Origin of the sequence: Geodermatophilus sp. YIM 151500 (genome assembly GCF_025716945.1) — a bacterium.
In the GTDB taxonomy this organism is placed as follows: Bacteria; Actinomycetota; Actinomycetes; order Mycobacteriales; family Geodermatophilaceae; genus YIM-151500.
Map to the genome: position 1 here is coordinate 136749 of NZ_JAOVZT010000002.1, position 18238 is coordinate 154986.

The following is an 18238-nucleotide window of genomic DNA, read 5'->3' on the forward strand; positions in this document are numbered from 1 at the left end:
AGCGTGCGACTACTGCACGTAGGCGGCCGGGCGCTCGTCCGCCACTTCTCGGGGGAGACGACGTCGTGACCGCTGCCACCAGGCCGGCCGCCGCCGGGACGCCACCGGTCGCGCGGGGCGAGATCCGGTCGCTGACGGGACTGCGCATCGTCGCGGCGATGTGGGTCGTGGTCTTCCACTTCATGTTCACCCCCGGCGACGCCTACTCCGCGGTGTGGGAGCCCCTGCGGCCGATCGTGCGGACCGGTGCCCTGGGCGTCGACCTCTTCTACGTCCTGAGCGGTTTCGTCATCACCCTCACCTACCTGGAGTCGATGGGACGCCGGCCGTCCGCGCGCCGCTCGGTCGGCTTCCTGTGGGCGCGGATCTGCCGGGTGTGGCCGGTCTACGCGGTCGTGACGACGCTGTTCGGCGGATGGCTGCTGTACAAGGCCGCCCGGACGACCGACGGCCGCGTGGCCTACCAGGCCGAGCAGCCGGTCGTCGACGGCTGGCACTGGCTGGAGCAGATGGCCATGGTGCAGCTGTGGAGCCAGCCGCGCTTCGACGGCTCCTCCTGGGTGGGCGCCGCCTGGTCGATCAGCGCCGAGTGGCTCGCCTACGTCTGCTTCCCGCTCGTCGTCCTGCTCGTCTGGCGGGTCCGCTCCGCCCCGCCCGCGGTCACCGGGCTCCTGGCCGTGGCGGCCATGGCGCCCTTCGCCTACGTCTGCTTCACCACCGGTGAGCCCTACTTCCCGTGGAGCTGGGCGATGCGGATCGGTGCCGGCTTCCTGGCCGGCGCGCTCACCTGCCTCGCGGTGCGGCGCATCGCCGTGACCCCGCGGGTGGAGCGGATCGCGGCGCTGGTCGCCCTGCTGGCCGTCGCGGAGATCCTCGTCGGCCTGTGGTGGGGCGACTGGCGGGGCGAGGGCCACGGCGAGTACGGCGGCTTCGTCGTCCTCTTCTTCCCCGTGCTCGTGGGCTCGCTGGCCCTCTCGCGCCGCGGGTTGAGCCGGGTGCTCTCGATCGCTCCGCTGGTGCACGGCGGCCGCATCTCCTACAGCCTCTACCTGGTCCACGTCCCGGTGTTCGAGATCTTCTGGTCCTACATGGGGTGGACGCCGGCCCTCGCGCCGGGCAGCGGGCTGGCGACCATCCTGATCCCGCACGTGCTGCTCCTGACCCTGCTGCTGGCCCACCTGGCGTACCGGTTCGTGGAGGAGCCGGCACGGCTGCTCCTGCGGAGCCGGGGCCCGGGTCGCTGGGCCCGCGGCGGACGGCGGGTGGCCCCGGCCGCCGGGCGCATCGCCGTCGTCCCGCGGCCGGCCCCCCAGCAGGCGGCGGTGCAGCCGGCCGCCACCGTGGTGCTGCCGCCCGCGGCGGCCGCGCCGGCCCCCGTCAGGTCGGCGAGCTGAGGCCGCTCCCGGCACGCGGAGCCTCCCGCGCCGGGCGCCCGCCCGGCCCGAACGACCGACCGAGGAGAACCATCCGGTGACCCGACCCGGCCCCGCGCGCTCGCGCCTGCCGCGTCCCCTGCTGCCGACCTCCCGCCCGCTCGCCGCCCTGGCGCTGCTCGTGCTGGCGCTCCTCGCCTCGGGAACGGCCTGCCGCTCCGGCGCGGAGGACGCCGCGCCGGCTTCCGCGCCGGTGGCCGGCCGGGCACCGGACGGATCGGCGGCGCCCGCCCCGACCGACGGCGCGACGGCGACCCCGCCGTCCGGTGGGGCGGCGTCGTCCGCTCCGGGCGGTGCCGGGGGCGATCCCGGCACCGAGGGCGATCCCGGCACCGAGGGCGATGCCGCCTCCGGCAGCGCCGCGGCCGGCCGGACGGTCGGCGGCACGCGGTTCGCCGTGGTCGGCGACTCGATCTCCGCGGGGCTGCTCCCGCTGGACGGCGCGGACGTGCAGAGCCCGGGGTCCTGGATCCCCGCCGCCGTCGACCACGCCGGGCTGACCTTCGTGGGCGGCTGGGCGGTGCCCGGTGCCACGACCGAGCAGATGCGCGCGGGCGCCGGGGCCCTCGACGCCGACGTGCTGGTGGTCCTGGCCGGGACGAACGACGTCGGTTCGGGCGTGCCGTGGACGACGACCGAGGCCAACCTGCGCGCGGTCGTGGCGACGGCCGGTGTGCCCGACGTGCTGCTGGCCACCGTTCCGCCGTACGACGCGTTCGCGGGTTCCACGCAGGAGCTGAACGACCGGCTCGAGCAGCTGGCCCGGGCCGAGGGCTGGGCCTTCGTCGACCCGTGGGGTGACCTCGGCCAGGACGGGAGCTGGATCCCGGGCACCAGCGACGACGGCGCCCACCCGACCGACGAGGTCGCCGCCCTCGTCGGTGCCCGCCTCGCCGCCGCGGTCGCCGCCAGCGGCTGAGCCCCGGCTGCCGGCTCGCCTAGGCTGGTGCCTCGCGCCCCGCCTGCCCGGCGGACGTCCCGACAGACCTCGAACGGTGGCTCCTCCCGACGTGCTCCTGACCCTCACCGCCGCGGTGCTGCTCCTGTTCGTGCCGGGCTCGCTCGTCGGAATCGCCGTCGGTCTGCGGGGCTGGGTGGCCGCGGCGGCCGCGCCGCTGCTGACCTGCGCCGCCGTGCTGGTCGCCATCGTCGTGACGGGCCTGCTGGGCGTCCGGTGGTCACCGGTGGCCCTCGCGGCGGTGACGGTGGTGCTGGCGGTCGCCGCTCGGGCGCTGGCGCACCGGGCCACCGTGCGCCGGGCCCCGGCGGGCCGGACGGACGGCCGGCGCGGGAGGCATTCCCCGGCGGCCGGAGCCCCCGACGCCCGAGTCCAGCGCGCCGGGGCCCCCGACGCCCGAGTCCAGCGCGCCGGGGCCCCCGATGCCGAGGACGCCCGGACGGCGCACACGTGGTCGCTGCTCGCGGTGCTGGGCACCCTGACCGGCGCGGTCGTCGGCTTCCTCACGATCGTCGGCGGCACCGACGGGCTCGCCGCGCCCAACCAGGGCTTCGACGCCCTCTTCCACGTCAACATGGTGGAGACGATCACCCGCTCCGGCGAGGCCGGTCCGGGCGTGGCGAGCGCCATCAACGGCTACGCCGAGGGCGTCTCGGTGTACCCGGACGCCTTCCACGCGCTCGCGTCGCTCGTCGCGCAGATCGGCGCCGGCACGCTGCCCGCCATCAACGGGCTGATGGCCTGCCTCCCGCTCGTCGGCGGGGTCGGCCTGGTGGCGCTGCTGCGTTCGCTCGGCCTGGTGCGGGAGGCCGCGGTCGCGCCGGTCGTCCTGGCCGCCACCTCCGGCTATCCGGTCGACCTGGTCTGGCGCGGGCCGATCTGGGTCTTCGTCTTCGGCATCACCCTGGTGCCGGCGTTCCTGGTGCTCCTGCGGTGGAGCCTGGGGGAGCGGACGCCTGCGGCCGTCGCCGTCGTGGGCCTGGCTGCCGCCGGGCTGGCGCTGGTGCACCCGAGCGCGGCGCTGGCGGCGGGCGTCTTCGCCGCCTGCCTGGTGCTGCCCCGGTGGCTGCCGGACCGCCGGCGGGTCCGCCTCGATCTCGCGGTGCTGGCGCCGGCCGCCGTGCTGGCCGGCCTGCTGGCGCTCCCGCTCATCGGGAAGGCCGTGCTCGCCGCGGAGGGCGGCACGGTCGTCGACTGGCCGGTGGCCCAGTCGGTGGGCGAGGCCGTCGGCGAGCTCCTGCTCTACAACTACGAGAACGAGTACCCGCAGACCTGGCTGGCCGTGCCGGCGCTGGCCGGGCTGGTGCTGGGCTGGCGGCAGGCCGCGCTGCGCTGGTGGTATACGGCCACCGGGATCTTCTTCGTCCTCTGCGTGCTCGCGGCGGCGTTCGACGGGCCGCTGGTGCAGGCGCTGACCGCCCCGTGGTGGAACGACCGGTACCGCTTCGAGGGCCTGGTGTTCCTCGGTCTGGCGGTTTCCGCCGCCGTGGGGCTGGTCGCCGCGGGACGGGGCATCGGGGGGCTGCTCCGCGCCGGCGTCGACCGGTGGGACGGGCGCGCCGGCCGCCCGGAGGCCTTCCGCGTGGTCGGGACGGTGCTCGCCGTCGTCGTGCTCGGCGTGCTCAGCGGCGGGTACTACGTCGAGGAGAACCGCGAGCAGCTGGCCACCGCCTACGGACCCGACGTCGGCGGCTCGGTCGGCCCCGCCGACCGGCGCGCCTTCGAGGAGCTCGCCGAGCTGGCCGGCGACGGCCCGGTGCTCAACGACCCCAACGACGGCTCGGCCTGGATGTGGGCGCTGGCCGGCGTCCGCCCCGTCTTCGGCCAGGCGCTGACCTTCCCGGTCAAGCCGCCGCTCCCGGAGGAGCGCCAGCTGCTCGTCGACGAGCTGAACTGCCTGGACTCCGACGAGGACGTGCGCCGGGCGATCGAGGAGCTCGGCGTCCGGTACGTGTACCAGTCGAACGCCACGATCATCGCCGGGCCGACGCCCAGCGTGGGCTTCCGCGACCTCGACGGGGTCGACTCCCTGCGGCCGGTGTTCGAGTACCGGGGCGCCGCGATCTACGAGATCGACCCGGTGCCGCTGCAGGAGCGACCCGACCCGGTGTGCCGGGTCGGCTGAACCCGGTCGTCAGCCGGACCGGCCCAGCTCCCGGACGCCGTCCAGCCGGGTGCCGAACGTGGCGGTGACCCGCTCCTCGGCGGCGCGCCCCGCCAGCCTGGCCGGGTCGGCGGAGCGGCACAGCACCAGCGAGGCGCCGGCCGACAGCGGCGCCAGCAGCCAGGCGACCGGACCCGCCTCGGCGGCGACCCGCTCGTCGACGAGCACCCGGTCGCCGGCGGCCAGGCCGAGGCGGCCCGCCAGCTCCGCGGCGGCCTCGGCCAGACCGCCGAGGGTGAGCTCGAGCCCGCCCAGGACGAGCCCCGGCGCCTCCGGGTCCGGCGGCTGCCACGGCACGAACACGTCGCCGTGCCCGCGGACCTCGAGGGCGAAGTCGCGCGCCGGGCCCGCGTAGCCGGTCATGCCGAGCCCGAGGGGGTGCAACGACAGGCCGAGCAGCGCGTCGGGTTCCCCCTCCTCCTCCAGGGGCGCCAGCCGGTCCTGCGACGCCAGCACGACGTCGACGCCGACCAGGCCGCCGTCGTCCTCGGTCGCCGTGTCGACCACGGTGGCCCCGCAGCTCCACACCGCCAGGTACACCGCCGCGGTCTGCCAGTGCACCGGCAGCGCGAGTGCCACGGTGCTGCCACCCGTCACGTCGAACTCGTCCTGCAGCAGGTTGGCGGTCTTGGCGACCCAGTTGCCCAGCGTGGTGGTGGAGAGCTCGACCCGCTCGCCGGACGCGTCGTCGTACTGGGTGATCAGCGGGCCGGCCGGGTCGGCGCGCAGCCGCGCGGCGAGGAGGTCGGAGGCGGTGCGTCGCGGTCGGGACACGCCGACCATTCACGCACATGTGATTCACCACGTGCCGCGGGCGGACCGAAACGGCTCGGATGGTGCATGCTCTCCTGCGCGGACGACGCCCGCCGGATTCCGGACCGGACGGGGTGCGGAACTAGTCCGGGGGGATTCTTGTGACGCGTGTGGTCACGGAGCGGTCACCGATGCCGTGTCGCGATCAGAAGCGGACGGTCAACAGCCGAATACTCCGAGTGGTACGAGCCTGGCCTCCGCGGGACCGGGCATGTCGTCCGACCGGAGGAATCTTCGTGCGCCGCACTGCCGGGGGCTTGCTGGCCTTCCTCGTCATGACCGGGGTCGTCCTGGCCCTGCCCGTGTCCGCCGCCCCGTCGGCCGACGCCGAGCCGGTGGCCCCGTCGATCGACGAGGTGAGCCTGGGTTCGGTCGAGCAGCCCGAGGCCGAGGCGGTGGTCACCGAGGACGGCACGGTCGTCGACGCTGGGCCGGACGCGGGGGTCGCGCCCGACTCGTCGGTCCCGCCACCGTCGACCGCCGCGCCGGCGGGGGACGGCGACGTGGCGAGCTCGGGGGACGAGGTGGCCGGCGTGCCCGCGCTGACCGTCTCCCGGCCGGACACCGCCCGCTTCTCGACCGTCGGCGTGACCTGGGCGCGGGACGAGGGCGTCACCGGCGTGACCGTCCAGCTGCGCACGAAGGACGCCCGCGGCACCTGGAGCCGGTGGACCGAGCTCGAGGCCGACGACGTCGAGATCGAGGGAGCGCCCGCGGCCGCCCCCGACGTGCGCGGCGGAACGGCCCCGTACTGGACCGACGAGGCCTACGGCGTCGAGGTCATCGTCCAGGCGGCCGACGGCTCCACCCCCCGCGACGTGCAGGTGCAGCTCATCGACCCGGGCACGAGCGAGGCCGACGCGATGCCCGGCGCCCCGTCGATCACCGACCAGGCCCACGCGGCCGACGCGCTGCCGGCCATCTACTCGCGCGCCCAGTGGGGCGCCGACGAGAGCCTCATGGGCTGGGACCACGAGTACGCGCCCAAGCTGCTGGCGGCCACGGTGCACCACACCGCCGACAGCAACAGCTACTCGTCGGACGACGTCCCGCGGATCATGCGTTCGATCTACGCCTACCACGCGGTCAGCCGCGGCTGGGGCGACATCGGCTACCACGTGATCGTCGACAAGTTCGGCCGCGCCTGGGAGGGCCGGTCGGGCGGGCTGGCCAGCACGGTGATCGGCGCCCACGCGGGCGGTTTCAACACCGGCACGTTCGGCATCTCGATGCTCGGCAACTACGACGTCGCCCAGCCGCCGCGCTCGATGATCGAGACGGTCGGGTCGGTCGTCGCGTGGAAGCTCGCGCTGCACGGGGTCGACCCGCGCGGGAAGGTGTCGCTGACTTCCAAGGGCGGCGGTACGTCGCGCTACCCGGCCGGCGAGTCGGTGACCCTCCCGACGATCTTCGGTCACCGCGACGTCGGGGCCACCGCCTGCCCGGGCCGCTACGGCTACGGGCAGATGGGTGAGATCCGCAACCTCGCGGCTGCGCGGGCGAGCGCCTTCGCCGCCCTGATCCAGCCGCCGTCGACGATGATGCGCAACAGCCCGGGCACCGGCGCCGCCGAGTGGGAGACCAGGCGGGGCGACCGGGGCGACCAGCCCGTGGCCTGCGACTGGGACGGCACCGGCAACCAGACGGTGGGGATCTTCCGCGCCGGCCGCTGGTTCTTGTTCGACTCGAACTCCTCCACCGCCGGGCCGAGCGCGCAGTTCGGCTTCGGCGACCCGGGTGACACGCCGATCTGCGGCGACTGGGACGGCGACGGCCGGGAGACCGTAGGCATCTGGCGCGGCGGCTGGTTCTACCTGAAGAACAGCAACACCGGCGGGGTCGCCGACGGGGCGTTCCCCTACGGCAACCGCGATGCCCAGCCGGTCGTCGGCGACTGGAACGGGGACGGCTTCGACACCGTGGCCGTGTACCAGAACGGCGCCTTCCACTGGGCCGACAGCAACCTGCAGGCGCTGGCCGTGGGTGCCTTCGGCTTCGGCGACCGCGGGGACCGCGTCGTGGTCGGCGACTGGACCGGGTCGGGCCGCGACTCCATGGGGGTCTGGCGGCGCGGCACGTTCTTCCTGAGCACCTCGCTGGGGCGTCCCCGCGCCGACCAGGCACTGGTCTACGGCGACGCCACCGACCGGCCGATCGTGGCCGACTGGGACGGCAACGGCACGACGACGCTCGGCGTGACCCGTGGGTACTGAGGCGGTGCGCCGCCGGGCCCACCGCCGCGCCAGCCGCTGGGGAACCGGGGTGCTCGCCGGGGCGCTGCTCGGGGCGGCCACCCTGGTCACCGCCCCGGCGGCCTCGGCCGCGGTCACCGGCGACGTCGTCTTCGCCGGGCACGGGTGGGGGCACGGCCGGGGGCTCGGCCAGTGGGGCGCCTACGGCTACGCGGTGAACCACGGCTGGGACTACCGGCGGATCCTGTCCCACTACTACGGCGGGACCAACCAGTCCTCGGAGCCCAACGCGCCCCTCACCGTGCACCTGACCGGCCGGGACGGCCAGGACCTCCACGTCACCTCGGCGCGCGACTTCACGGTCGGCGGCGTGGTGGTCACCGGCGGGTCCGCGGCGCGGGTGCAGGCCCAGGCCGACGGCTCCTTCGTGCTCTCCACCAGCTACGGCTGCGCCTCACCGACGGTCTGGACGACGCGGATCCCCAGCTCCCAGGTCGTCCCCTCGGTGCGCGAGGGCGCGGGCCTCGACGCGATGCTCAGCCTCTGCGAGCCCACCGGTACGACCCAGTACCGCGGGGATCTGTCGGTGGTCTGGTCCGGCGGCACGCAGCGCACCGTGAACACCGTCCTCATGGAGGAGTACCTGCGCGGTGTCGTGCCTCGCGAGTCGGTGCCCAGCTGGGGCGACGCCGGCGGCGGCAAGGGCCTGGAGGCGCTCAAGGCGCAGGCCGTGGCGGCCCGCTCCTACGCGTGGGCGGAGCGCCGGACGACGTACGCCCGGACCTGCGACACCACGGCCTGCCAGGTCTACCGCGGCGCGGGCGTGAACATGAAGTCGACCGAGGACCGGCGCACCGACGCCGCCGTCGCGGCGACGGCGGGGGTGGTCCTGCGCTCGGGCGGCGGCGCGATCGTGCGCACCGAGTTCAGCGCGTCGACCGGCGGCTGGACCGCGGGCGGGACGTTCCCGCCGGTGCCCGACGAGGGTGACACCGCCTCGCCGCACCACGACTGGATCCTGCCGGTGGCGGCGCACACCATCGCCGACGCCTTCGGCGTCGGCGCCCTCAACGAGATCACGGTCACCGGGCGCAACGGGCTGGGCGCCGACGGCGGCCGGGTCACCGAGGTGCGGATCGCCGGCACGGCGAAGAGCGTGACCGTCACCGGCGCCCAGGTCCGCTCGAAGCTCGGCCTGAAGTCCGACTGGTTCAGCGTGGCGGTCTCCGCCACGGCCCCGCCACCGCCCCCGCCGCCGGTGCAGCCGGTGGTGTACCTGGCGTCCGGCAACGCCCCCGGCGCCACGGCGCAGGCGGTGCCGTTCGGGCAGACCGGCGACGTCCCGCTGCTCTGCGACTGGGACGGTGACGGCGACGACACGCTCGGCGTCTTCCGCGGCGGCGTCTTCCACGTGACCAACGCGGCCGGCTCCGGCCGGGCCGAGGCGTCCTTCGGCTACGGCTCGCCGGGCGACCAGCCGGTCTGCGGTGACTGGGACGGCAACGGCACCGAGACGGTCGGCGTGTACCGGTCGGGCATGGTGCACCTGCGCAACAGCAACACGCCCGGCCGGGCCGACGGCTCGTTCTGGTTCGGCGACCGCGGCGACGTGCTCGTGGCGGGCAACTGGGACGGCGACCCGTTCGACACCGTGGGCGTGTGGCGGCGGGGCGTCTTCCACCTGACCAACAGCAACCTGCGCCCGGTCGCCGACGCCGTCGTCCCCTACGGCGCGCCCGACGACCTGCCGGTGACCGGTGACTGGGACGGCAACGGCAGCGACACGGTCGCCGTGTACCGGGGGGACCGGTTCTTCGTCCGCAACAGCAACACGATCGGTCCGGCCGACGCCGTCGTCCCGTTCGGGGCGCCGGGTGACCGGCCGCTGCGCGGCCGTCCGGCGGCCACGGGGCCGGACGTGATGGGGGTCTCCCGGGCCTACTGAGGTTCCAGCGCAGCGGGGGGCGGGGGCGACCGATGAGGTCGCCGCCGCCCCCCGCGGTTGTCCGGGGTGGCGACCACCGGCGGGTACCGTTCCGTCACGTGTCCATGGCTCCACCACGCCCCGACTCCCGCTCGTGGTCGCGCACCTTCGACGACCTCGGCGGGGGATGGCGGCAGCGCCAGCTGTGGGGCCACCTCGGCTGGCAGGACATCAAGCAGCGCTACCGGCGCTCGGTGCTCGGTCCGATCTGGATCACGATCAGCATGGCGGTCACCGCCGTGGCGCTGGGCATCCTCTACGCCGGTCTGTTCGGCGTCGACCTGGCGGTGATGCTGCCGCACGTGCTGGTCGGCTTCATCGTCTGGGGCTTCATCAGCGGGGCGATCCTCGAGGGCGCCGACGTCTTCATCGCCAACGAGGGACTGATCAAGCACCTGCCGTCACCGCTGAGCGTGCACGTCTACCGGCTGGTCTGGCGGCAGACGCTGCTCTTCGCGCACAACATGATCGTCTACGTGGTCATGCTGCTGGTGTTCCCGCAGGACCTGGACGCGACGCTGCTGCTCGTGCTGCCGGCGTTCCTGCTGCTGATGCTCAACGGCGCGTGGGTCGCCCTCCTCGCCGGCGTGATCACCACCCGCTTCCGCGACCTGGTGCCGATCACCCAGAGCATCGTGCAGCTGATGTTCTTCCTGACGCCGATCGTGTGGATCTACGAGGACCTGCTCAACAGCCCCAACGCGGCGATCGCCGAGCGGGCGCGGCTGGCCGAGTTCAACCCGTTCCTGCACTTCGTCGAGTTCATCCGCCGCCCGCTGCTCGGCCAGGAGCAGGAGCTGCGCCACTGGATCGTCGTCCTCGCCATCACCGTCGTCGGCTGGGCGCTCACCATGGTCGTCGTCCGCCGCTACCGGTCCCGCGTCTCGTATTGGGTGTGACCGTGTCCCTCGCTCCCCGATCGATCGGCATCACCACCAAGGACGCCTGCGTCGACTTCCCGATCTTCGACGCGAAGAGCCGTTCCCTGAAGAAGACCGTCATGGGCCTGGTGGGCGGCAACATCTCCAGCACGAGCAAGGTCCCGATCATCGAGGCCCTGCGCGACGTCACGCTCACCCTGGAGCACGGCGCCCGGGTGGCCCTGGTCGGCCACAACGGCGCCGGCAAGACGACCCTGCTGCGGCTGCTCGCGGGCATCTACGAGCCGACCCGGGGCCACGCGGAGATCCGCGGCCGGGTGGCGCCGATCTTCGACCTGGGCGTCGGCATGGACCCGGAGATCAGCGGGCTGGAGAACATCATGATCCGGGGCCTGTTCCTCGGCATGACCCGCAAGCAGATGGAGGACCGCGTCGACGACATCGCCGAGTTCACCGAGCTCGGCGACTTCCTCCGCATGCCGCTGCGCACGTACTCCACCGGCATGCGGGTGCGGCTGGCCCTCGGCGTGGTCACCAGCATCGACCCGGAGATCCTGCTGCTCGACGAGGGCATCGGCGCGGTCGACGCGGCCTTCCTCGAGAAGTCCAAGCAGCGGCTGGCCGACCTGGTCGAGCGGTCGGGCCTGCTGGTGTTCGCCTCGCACTCCGACGAGTTCCTGCGCGAGCTGTGCGACACGGCGATCTGGATGGAGCACGGGCAGGTGAAGCAGACCGGCGACCTGGAGGAGGTCCTGCGGGCCTACAAGGGCCACCCGTGACGCCACCCGTGACGCCGTCGGACACCGAGCGGGTCGTCGCCGTCGTCGTCACGCGGCACCGGCGCGAGCTGCTGGCGCAGAGCCTGGCCGCGGTCGCCGCGCAGACCCGTCCCGTCGACGCCGTCGTGGTGGTCGACAACGGCCCGGACCAGTCGGCCGAGGACGTCGTGCGCGCCAGCGGCCTGCCGGCGACCTACCTGCCCAGCGCGCGCAACCTGGGCGGCGCGGGCGGCTTCGCCCTCGGCATGCTGACCGCCCTGGCGCAGGGCGCCGACTGGGTGTGGTGCGCCGACGACGACGGGCGCCCCGGCGGCGACGACGTCCTGGCCACCCTGCTGGACTGCGCGCGGCGGCACGGCCTCTCCGAGGTCTCGCCGCTGGTCACCGACATGGCCGATCCGGAGCGGCTGGCCTTCCCGCTCCGCCGCGGGCTGCGCTGGCGGCGCCGCCGGGACGACTTCGCCGGGCTGGACCTGCTGCCGCGCTACGCCTCGCTGTTCAACGGCGCGCTGTTCTCCGCGACGGCGCTCGACGCCGTCGGCGTGCCGGACCTGCGGCTGTTCTTCCGCGGCGACGAGACCGAGATCCACCGCCGGCTGGTGCGCTCGGGGCTGCCGTTCGGCACCTGCCCGGCCGCGACCTACCTGCACCCGGAGGGGACGACGGAGTTCGAGCCGATCCTCGGCGGGCGGCTGTCGGCCCAGTACCCGGGCAACGACGTCAAGCGGTACTTCACCTACCGCAACCGGGGCTACCTGTTGGCCCAGCCCGGCATGCGCTGGCTGCGGCCGCTGGAGACCGTCCGCTTCGGCTGGTTCTTCCTCGTCTCCCGGCGCGACCCGGGCGGCCTGCGGGAGTGGTTGCGGCTCACCCGGGCCGGACGGCGGGAGCGCTTCGGCCGCCCCTGACCGGGTCGCGCCCCCCTCCGTGGCGGGTGGTCACTCGTCTTCACCGCGTCCCCGGCGCCGTTCTCACGCCGTCGTCCTCACCCCGTGGTGCCCGACCTCACCCTGCAGCGCGAGGTCGGGCACCACAGGGTGAGGACGGCGGTGAGGTGCTCGTCAGGGCGGCGGGTGCGGCGACGGCGCTGAGGCCGGGCCGGCGCCGGGTCAGCGCCCGGCGGTGCCGCCGTCCGCGGTGAAGGCCTTCTCCCAGCTCTCCGGCGCGGTGAGGTCGTGCATGTGCGACCGGTACTGCTCCTTGAGCCTGGGGAACTCGCGGAACAGCTGGGCGTGCACCCGCAGCGAGTGCCGCAGCATCCGCCAGAAGGTGTCCGGCTCGCGGCGGCGGAAGGTGACCCCGCGGCCGTCGGGCAGACCCACCGTGGCGCTGTCCAGGCGGGAGAGCAGGAACCACTGGGCGTCCTGCGAGCTGATGTTCATCTGCGGGCGCTCGGCGGCCTCGGGCTTGGGCCTGCGCAGGTTGTGCACCAGCGCGGCGCCCAGCGTCCGGCCGATGGTGAGCGGCGTCGTCGGCGGCTTCATGAACCGCTCGGCCTTGATCGCCCCCATCGACGGCAGCGGCAGGTCGGAGGAGGAGTCGACCACCTGGCCGTCGGGGTAGTCGCCCTGGTGCTCGAGCGCGGTCGGCAGCGCCGTCGGTAGCAGGGGGAACAGCCGGTCGGGCCCGGCGAGGAAGTCGTCGTAGGCCCGCTGGTGCAGCGCCGCGGTGGCGTACTGCAGCATGATCAGCCGCTTGAGGTCGAACTTGAAGGTGTCGAGCAGCAGCCGGCCGCCGCGCTTGTGCGGCGTGTGCAGCGCCGCGGCCACCAGCCGGTTGCGGGTGTGGAAGTACGCCTGCCAGCCGGCCGTGTCGTCCTTGTCGCTCCAGGAGAGGTGCCACACCGCGACGCCCGGCAGGGTCGCCGTCGGGAAGCCGTGCTCCCCGGCGCGCAGGCCGTACTCGGCGTCGTCCCACTTGATGAACAGCGGCAGCGCCAGGCCGAGCTGCTCGACGGCGGCCCGCGGCACCAGGCACATCCACCAGCCGGTGTAGTCGACGTCGATCCGGCGGTGCAGGTCGGGCGACTTGCGCAGGCTCTTCTTCGCGAAGTCGTGGGCGTACTCGGTGTTCGGCGCGGTCCGCCAGAAGAACTTGTCGCGGGCCACGACCTCGCCCATGGTGTGCAGCACGGAGCGGTCCTGCAGGATCAGCATCTGGCCGCCGACCAGCATCGGCCGCTTGGCGAAGCGGGCGAAGGCGAAGGCCCGGGCGATGCTGTCGGGCTCGAGCTGGACGTCGTCGTCGAGCAGGATGTGGTGCGTCGCGTCGGTCGAGCGCAGCATCTCGTACATCGTGCGGGAGAAGCCGCCGCTGCCGCCGAGGTTCGGCTGCTCGACCAGCAGCAGCCGCTCGCCGAGCTCCTTCTCGACGTCGGGGAAGCCGCCGTCGTCGCGCACCTTCTTGCTGCCCTGGTCGGCGACGATGACCCGGTCGATCTGGTCGAGGACGACGGGGTCGCCGGCCAGCGCGCCGAGCGCGGCGACGCAGTCGGTCGGGCGGTTGAAGGTGCAGATGCCGATCGACAGGCGGGCGTCCTCGGCGGGGGCCTGCGGGGCCGACCAGTGGGCCCGGTGCATGGTCAGCGCGCCGTCGTCGGCGGTGAGGTCGAACCAGTACCAGCCGCCGTCCTCGAACGGGGTGAGGTCGAGCTCGAACTCCAGCGTCCGCCGGTCGCCGTCCGTGGTGGCGCCGGTGACGTGGATGACGCTGCCGTCGGCCTTGGACCGGTAGATGTCGACCCGGCCGGGCCCGGAGACCTCCAGCCCCAGCACGACGTTCCGCAGCACCGTCCAGCGCCGCCAGTAGCTGGCCGGGAAGGCGTTGAAGTAGGTGGCGAACGACGCCTCGTTGCCCGGCGCGACGACCGCCTCGCCGCGCGTGGGCGACTTGACCCGCGCCGCCCGGGCCTCGTCGACGTAGAGCGAGCGCACCTTCAGCGGGTCGCCGGGGCGGGGCATGATCACCCGCTGCAGCAGGGTGATCGCCTTGCCGGAGGCGAGGTCGGCGGCGGAGGGCTCGCTGACCCGCTCCGGCGACACGCTCGACGGGGCCGCGGTGGTGGGGGTGGTGGTCATCGGAGCGGGGTCCTCAGCTTCAGTCGTCGAGAGCGTCGGTCGTCGAGAGGGTCAGTCGTCGAGGCGGCCGTCGAGCGACGCGCCCTGGTCGAAGAACGGGCGGATGCGGTTCTCGAACATGGTCAGGGCCGACCCGATGGCCATGTGCATGTCGAGGTACTTGTAGGTGCCCAGCCGGCCGCCGAACAGCACCCGGTTCTCCGCGGCCTCCTTGGCCGCCAGCTCCCGGTAGCGATCGAGCTTGGCGCGGTCCTCCGGGGTGTTGATCGGGTAGTACGGCTCGTCGCCGGGGTCGGCGAAGCGCGAGTACTCCCGGACGACGACGGTCTTGTCGTCCGGGTAGGCCCGCTCGGGGTGGAAGTGCCGGAACTCGTGGATCCGGGTGAACGGCACGTCCTCGTCGGCGTAGTTCATGACCGAGGTGCCCTGGAAGTCGCCGATCGGCAGGACCTCGGTCTCGAAGTCGAGCGTGCGCCAGCCCAGCGCGCCGGCCTCGTAGCCGAAGTACTTGTCGATCGGGCCGGTGAACACGGTCGGGACGTCGGCCGGGAGCGTGTCGCGCACGTCGAAGAAGTCGGTGGACAGCCGCACCTCGATGTTGGGGTGGTCGGCCATCTTCTGCAGCCAGGCGGTGTAGCCGTCGACCGGCAGGCCCTCGTAGGTGTCGTTGAAGTAGCGGTTGTCGAAGGTGTAGCGCACCGGCAGCCGGGCGATGACGGCGGCGGGCAGCTCCGTCGGGTCGGTCTGCCACTGCTTCTTCGTGTAGCCGCGGATGAAGGCCTCGTAGAGGGGGCGGCCGATCAGCGAGATGGCCTTCTCCTCGAGGTTGGCCGCCTCGGCCGTCTCGATCTCGCCGGACTGCTCGGCGACCAGCGCCCGCGCCTCCTCGGGGGAGAAGCTGCGGCCGAAGTACTGGCAGATGGTGGCCAGGTTGATCGGCAGCGAGTAGGTCTTGCCGTCGTAGATGCTGAAGACCCGGTGCTGGTAGTTCGTGAACTCGGTGAACTGGTTCACGTAGTTCCACACGCGCTCGTTGGAGGTGTGGAACAGGTGGGCGCCGTAGACGTGCACCTCGATGCCGGTCTCGGGCTCGGGCGCGGAGTAGGCGTTGCCGCCGATGTGGTCGCGGCGGTCGAGCACCAGCACGCGCTTGTCCAGCTGGCTGGCCACGCGTTCGGCGACCGTCAGGCCGAAGAAGCCGGAGCCGACGACGACGAGGTCAGGACGGGCTGAAGTCACGCCTCGCGACTGTACCGGCGGTAGCGCATCCTCTCCGATCCGGCAAGGGCCGCCCCGCCCGCGGGCGGGACGGAGCCGTCCGCCTCACGGGCGCCCGACCACGGCGTCCGCGGTGCCCGACACGCCGGGACGGCGGTGCGTGACCGGTTGGTCGCGCTCGGCGTGTCGCGCCCGGTTCTCCGGCTGGTCGGCGCACCGGTCGCGCGCGTGCCCGCGGGGTTCCGCGCGGTGGAGCGGCGTCCGGGCGGGGAGTGCGCGGCTCGTAGGGTGCCGCTGTGACCGACCGTCCTGGCGTCGCACCCCTGCGGGTGGTGGCGGTGACGTACTCGCCCGGCGAGGCCCTCGAGGGTTTCGTCGACTCGCTGGCCGCGGCCACCAGCCTCCCGGTCGAGGTGGTGCTGGCCGACAACGGCTCCACCGACGGGGTGCCGGAGAAAGTGGCGGCGCGGCACGAGCACGTCCGGCTGCTGCCGACCGGCGGCAACATCGGCTACGGGGCGGCGGTCAACGCCGGGCTGAGCGGGCGGAGCTCCGGCTGGGCGCTGGTGGCCAATCCCGACGTCCGGTTCGAGCCGGGGTCGGTCGACGAGCTGCTGGCCGTGGCGCGGCGGTGGCCGCGCGCGGCCACCGTGGGGCCGGCGATCCGGACGCCGGACGACGAGCTGTACCCGTCGGCGCGCGACCTGCCGCGGCTGTCGACCGGCGTGGGGCACGCGGTGTTCGGCTGGGTGTGGCCGGCGAACCCGTGGACGGCGCGGTACCGCCGGGAGCGGGAGGCGCCGCGGGAGCGGACGGCGGGCTGGCTGTCGGGCTCGTGCTTCCTGGTCGACCTGGAGGCGTTCTGGTCGGTCGGCGGGTTCGACCCGGGCTACTTCATGTACTTCGAGGACGTCGACCTCGCCGAGCGGCTGGGCCGGCGCGGGTACCTGCACGTGTACGCGCCGTCGGCGGTCGTCGTGCACGAGGGCGGGCACGCCACCCGGCGGGAGCCGCACCGGATGGCGCGGGTGCACCACACCAGCGCGCTGCGGTACATGGCGGCCCGCCACCCGGGGCGGCGGAACGCGCCGCTGCGCGCGGCGCTGCGGGCGGGGCTGGGCGCGCGGATGCTGCTCTCCTACGTGAGCGGGCGGGTCGCGGCCGGGGCACCGTTCCAGCGGGGGGCCGGTGAGCTGCAGCGCGGCGCCGCGCGCCCGGACCGGGCGCGGTCGTCGGCGACGGCGTCGGCGCCGTCGGCGTCGCGGGCCGCGTCCTCGGCGGGGGAGCGGTCGTGCGGCACGCGGTGATCATGGCCGGCGGGTCGGGCACCCGGTTGTGGCCGCTGTCGCGGGCGGCGCGGCCCAAGCAGCTGCTCGACGTGGTGGCCGAACCGGACGGCGGGGCGCACAGCCTGCTGGCCGAGGCGTTCACCCGGCTGGAGGCCGTGGTGCCGGCCGAGCGGATCTGGGTGTGCACCGCTGCGCGCTACGCCGACCAGGTGCGCGCGGCGCTGCCGGCCCTGCGGTCCGACCGGCTGGTGCTGGAGCCGGTGCCGCGTGACACCGCCAACGCGGTCGGGCTGGCGGCGGCGCTGGTGGCCGACGCCGACCCGGACGCCGAGTTGGCCGTGGTGAGCGCGGACCACGTGATCCGGCCGGTGGAGCGGTTCGCCGCGGCGCTCGACACCGCCTACGGGGCGCTGGCCGCCCGGCCCGACGCGCTGGTCACGCTCGGCATCGTGCCGACGGCGCCGGCGACCGGCTTCGGGTACGTGCAGCGCGGCGCGCCGCTGGAGGCCGGCGCGGGCGGCGTGGGCGTGGCGGAGGTGGCGTCGTTCCGGGAGAAGCCCGACCGTGCGACGGCGGAGGGCTACCTGGCCGCGGGCGGCTACCTGTGGAACTCGGGCATGTTCGTCTGGCGGGCGGCCACGGTGCTCGACGCGCTGGCCGAGCACCTGCCCGAGTCGGCCGCCGGGCTGCGCCGGGTGACCGACGCGCCCGCCGGGGCGGAGCGCGACCGGGTGCTCGCCGAGGTGTTCCCGACGCTGCCGAGGATCAGCGTCGACTACGCCGTGCTGGAGCCGGCGTCCGCGGACCCGGGGCGGGTGCTGGTGGTCGACCTGGACGTCGACTGGCTGGACGTCGGTTCGTGGCCGGCGCTGGCCGGCACGCTGCCCGCCGACGAGGCGGGCAACGCGGTGCGCGGCGCCGTGGTGCTGGTCGACAGCGCGGGCAACGTGGTCGTCAGTGACGAGGCCGACCACCTGGTCGCGCTCGTCGGGGTGCGCGACAGCGTGGTGGTGCACACGGCCGACGTGACGATGGTCTGCCCGATCGGCGACGCCGAGCGGGTCAAGGAGCTGTTGGCCGAGGTCGAGCGCCGGCACGGCACGACGTACAGCTGAGGGCACGACGCGCGTGAGCTGCTGAGTCACATTCCCGGCGTCGGCCTCCGTTCAGCGGGAGGGTGGCGGGAGCAGCGGTCACCGTCACCCCGAACCCGCTTCCGAGCACGTGTCCGGAGCGACGGGCAGGTCGACATTTCGGCGCGTCGACCGGCGGGTCGGACCGGCGTCCGCACCGACCGCGGCCAGGCTGGTGCTGCGGGGCCTCGTGTGGCGGACGTGGCCGGTGCGCTCCCACGCCGGGCGACGTCCGGCGTGTCGGCAGGACCGGCGCGCATGCTGGGCGGGATGCCCCTGGCGCGGGCCGCCGCGGGGCGGCTGCGGACGAGGAGCGG

Annotated in this window: 13 protein-coding genes; 10 read left to right on the plus strand and 3 right to left on the minus strand. The window is 74.3% G+C overall.

Translation table 11 applies throughout. The features are described from left to right. Positions 1–65: 65 nt before the first annotated feature. The 3 genes from OF117_RS04245 (at position 66) to OF117_RS04255 (ending at position 4516) form a co-directional block, all read left to right on the plus strand. On the plus strand, positions 66–1394 hold the full coding sequence (locus tag OF117_RS04245; RefSeq protein ID WP_263551561.1) for an acyltransferase family protein: 1329 nt from the start codon (positions 66–68) through the stop codon (positions 1392–1394). 76 nt (positions 1395–1470) lie between these two features. Continuing rightward, positions 1471–2352 carry an SGNH/GDSL hydrolase family protein gene (locus OF117_RS04250; protein ID WP_263551562.1) on the plus strand — a complete coding sequence of 294 codons (882 nt, stop codon included), beginning with the start codon at positions 1471–1473 and terminating at the stop codon, positions 2350–2352. Between the two features lie 76 nt (positions 2353–2428). Beyond that, positions 2429–4516 (plus strand): DUF6541 family protein, encoded by a 2088-nt coding sequence (locus tag OF117_RS04255; RefSeq protein ID WP_263551563.1) that lies wholly within the window; start codon positions 2429–2431, stop codon positions 4514–4516. A gap of 9 nt (positions 4517–4525) precedes the next feature. Here the strand turns inward: OF117_RS04255 and OF117_RS04260 are convergent, their stop codons facing one another. Continuing rightward, a complete protein-coding gene (locus tag OF117_RS04260; protein WP_411969410.1) occupies positions 4526–5329 on the minus strand; it encodes a TIGR03089 family protein in 804 nt (267 codons plus the stop codon). Between the two features lie 275 nt (positions 5330–5604). On the opposite strand from OF117_RS04260, the gene OF117_RS04265 reads away from it, so the two are divergent. The 5 genes from OF117_RS04265 (at position 5605) to OF117_RS04285 (ending at position 12112) form a co-directional block, all read left to right on the plus strand. Further along, positions 5605–7581, plus strand: coding sequence for an N-acetylmuramoyl-L-alanine amidase (locus tag OF117_RS04265; RefSeq protein ID WP_263551565.1), 1977 nt, complete (start codon positions 5605–5607; stop codon positions 7579–7581). Beyond that, positions 7571–9505: a SpoIID/LytB domain-containing protein gene (locus OF117_RS04270; RefSeq protein WP_263551566.1), complete on the plus strand. Its 1935-nt coding sequence runs from the start codon at positions 7571–7573 to the stop codon at positions 9503–9505. Before OF117_RS04265 ends, OF117_RS04270 begins: the two co-directional genes overlap by 11 nt. 104 nt (positions 9506–9609) lie before the next feature. Further along, on the plus strand, positions 9610–10443 hold the full coding sequence (locus OF117_RS04275; RefSeq protein ID WP_263551567.1) for an ABC transporter permease: 834 nt from the start codon (positions 9610–9612) through the stop codon (positions 10441–10443). 2 nt (positions 10444–10445) lie between these two features. After that, on the plus strand, positions 10446–11204 hold the full coding sequence (locus tag OF117_RS04280) for an ABC transporter ATP-binding protein (RefSeq protein WP_263551568.1): 759 nt from the start codon (positions 10446–10448) through the stop codon (positions 11202–11204). Next, positions 11201–12112 (plus strand): glycosyltransferase, encoded by a 912-nt coding sequence (locus OF117_RS04285; protein WP_263551569.1) that lies wholly within the window; start codon positions 11201–11203, stop codon positions 12110–12112. The genes OF117_RS04280 and OF117_RS04285 overlap by 4 nt, the downstream gene beginning before the upstream one ends. A gap of 201 nt (positions 12113–12313) precedes the next feature. On the opposite strand, the gene OF117_RS04290 is transcribed toward OF117_RS04285, so the two are convergent. Together OF117_RS04290 and glf are read right to left on the minus strand one after the other, a co-directional pair. Continuing rightward, positions 12314–14281: a glycosyltransferase gene (locus tag OF117_RS04290; protein ID WP_263551570.1), complete on the minus strand. Its 1968-nt coding sequence runs from the start codon at positions 14279–14281 to the stop codon at positions 12314–12316. Between the two features lie 51 nt (positions 14282–14332). Beyond that, positions 14333–15520, minus strand: coding sequence for a UDP-galactopyranose mutase (glf, locus tag OF117_RS04295; RefSeq protein ID WP_263551571.1), 1188 nt, complete (start codon positions 15518–15520; stop codon positions 14333–14335). Between the two features lie 275 nt (positions 15521–15795). Between glf and OF117_RS04300 the strand changes: the two genes are divergently transcribed. Next, a complete protein-coding gene (locus OF117_RS04300) occupies positions 15796–16806 on the plus strand; it encodes a glycosyltransferase family 2 protein (RefSeq protein ID WP_263551572.1) in 1011 nt (336 codons plus the stop codon). Then, positions 16791–17903 carry a mannose-1-phosphate guanylyltransferase gene (locus OF117_RS04305; RefSeq protein WP_263551573.1) on the plus strand — a complete coding sequence of 371 codons (1113 nt, stop codon included), beginning with the start codon at positions 16791–16793 and terminating at the stop codon, positions 17901–17903. The genes OF117_RS04300 and OF117_RS04305 overlap by 16 nt, the downstream gene beginning before the upstream one ends. Positions 17904–18238 lie beyond the last annotated feature (335 nt).

Excerpts from the sequence above, each read along its gene's own strand:
- OF117_RS04275 (WP_263551567.1), top strand. The coding sequence starts at position 9,610 with ATGGCTCCACCACGCCCCGACTCCCGCTCGTGGTCGCGCACCTTCGAC.
- OF117_RS04290 (WP_263551570.1), bottom strand. The coding sequence starts at position 14,281 with ATGACCACCACCCCCACCACCGCGGCCCCGTCGAGCGTGTCGCCGGAG.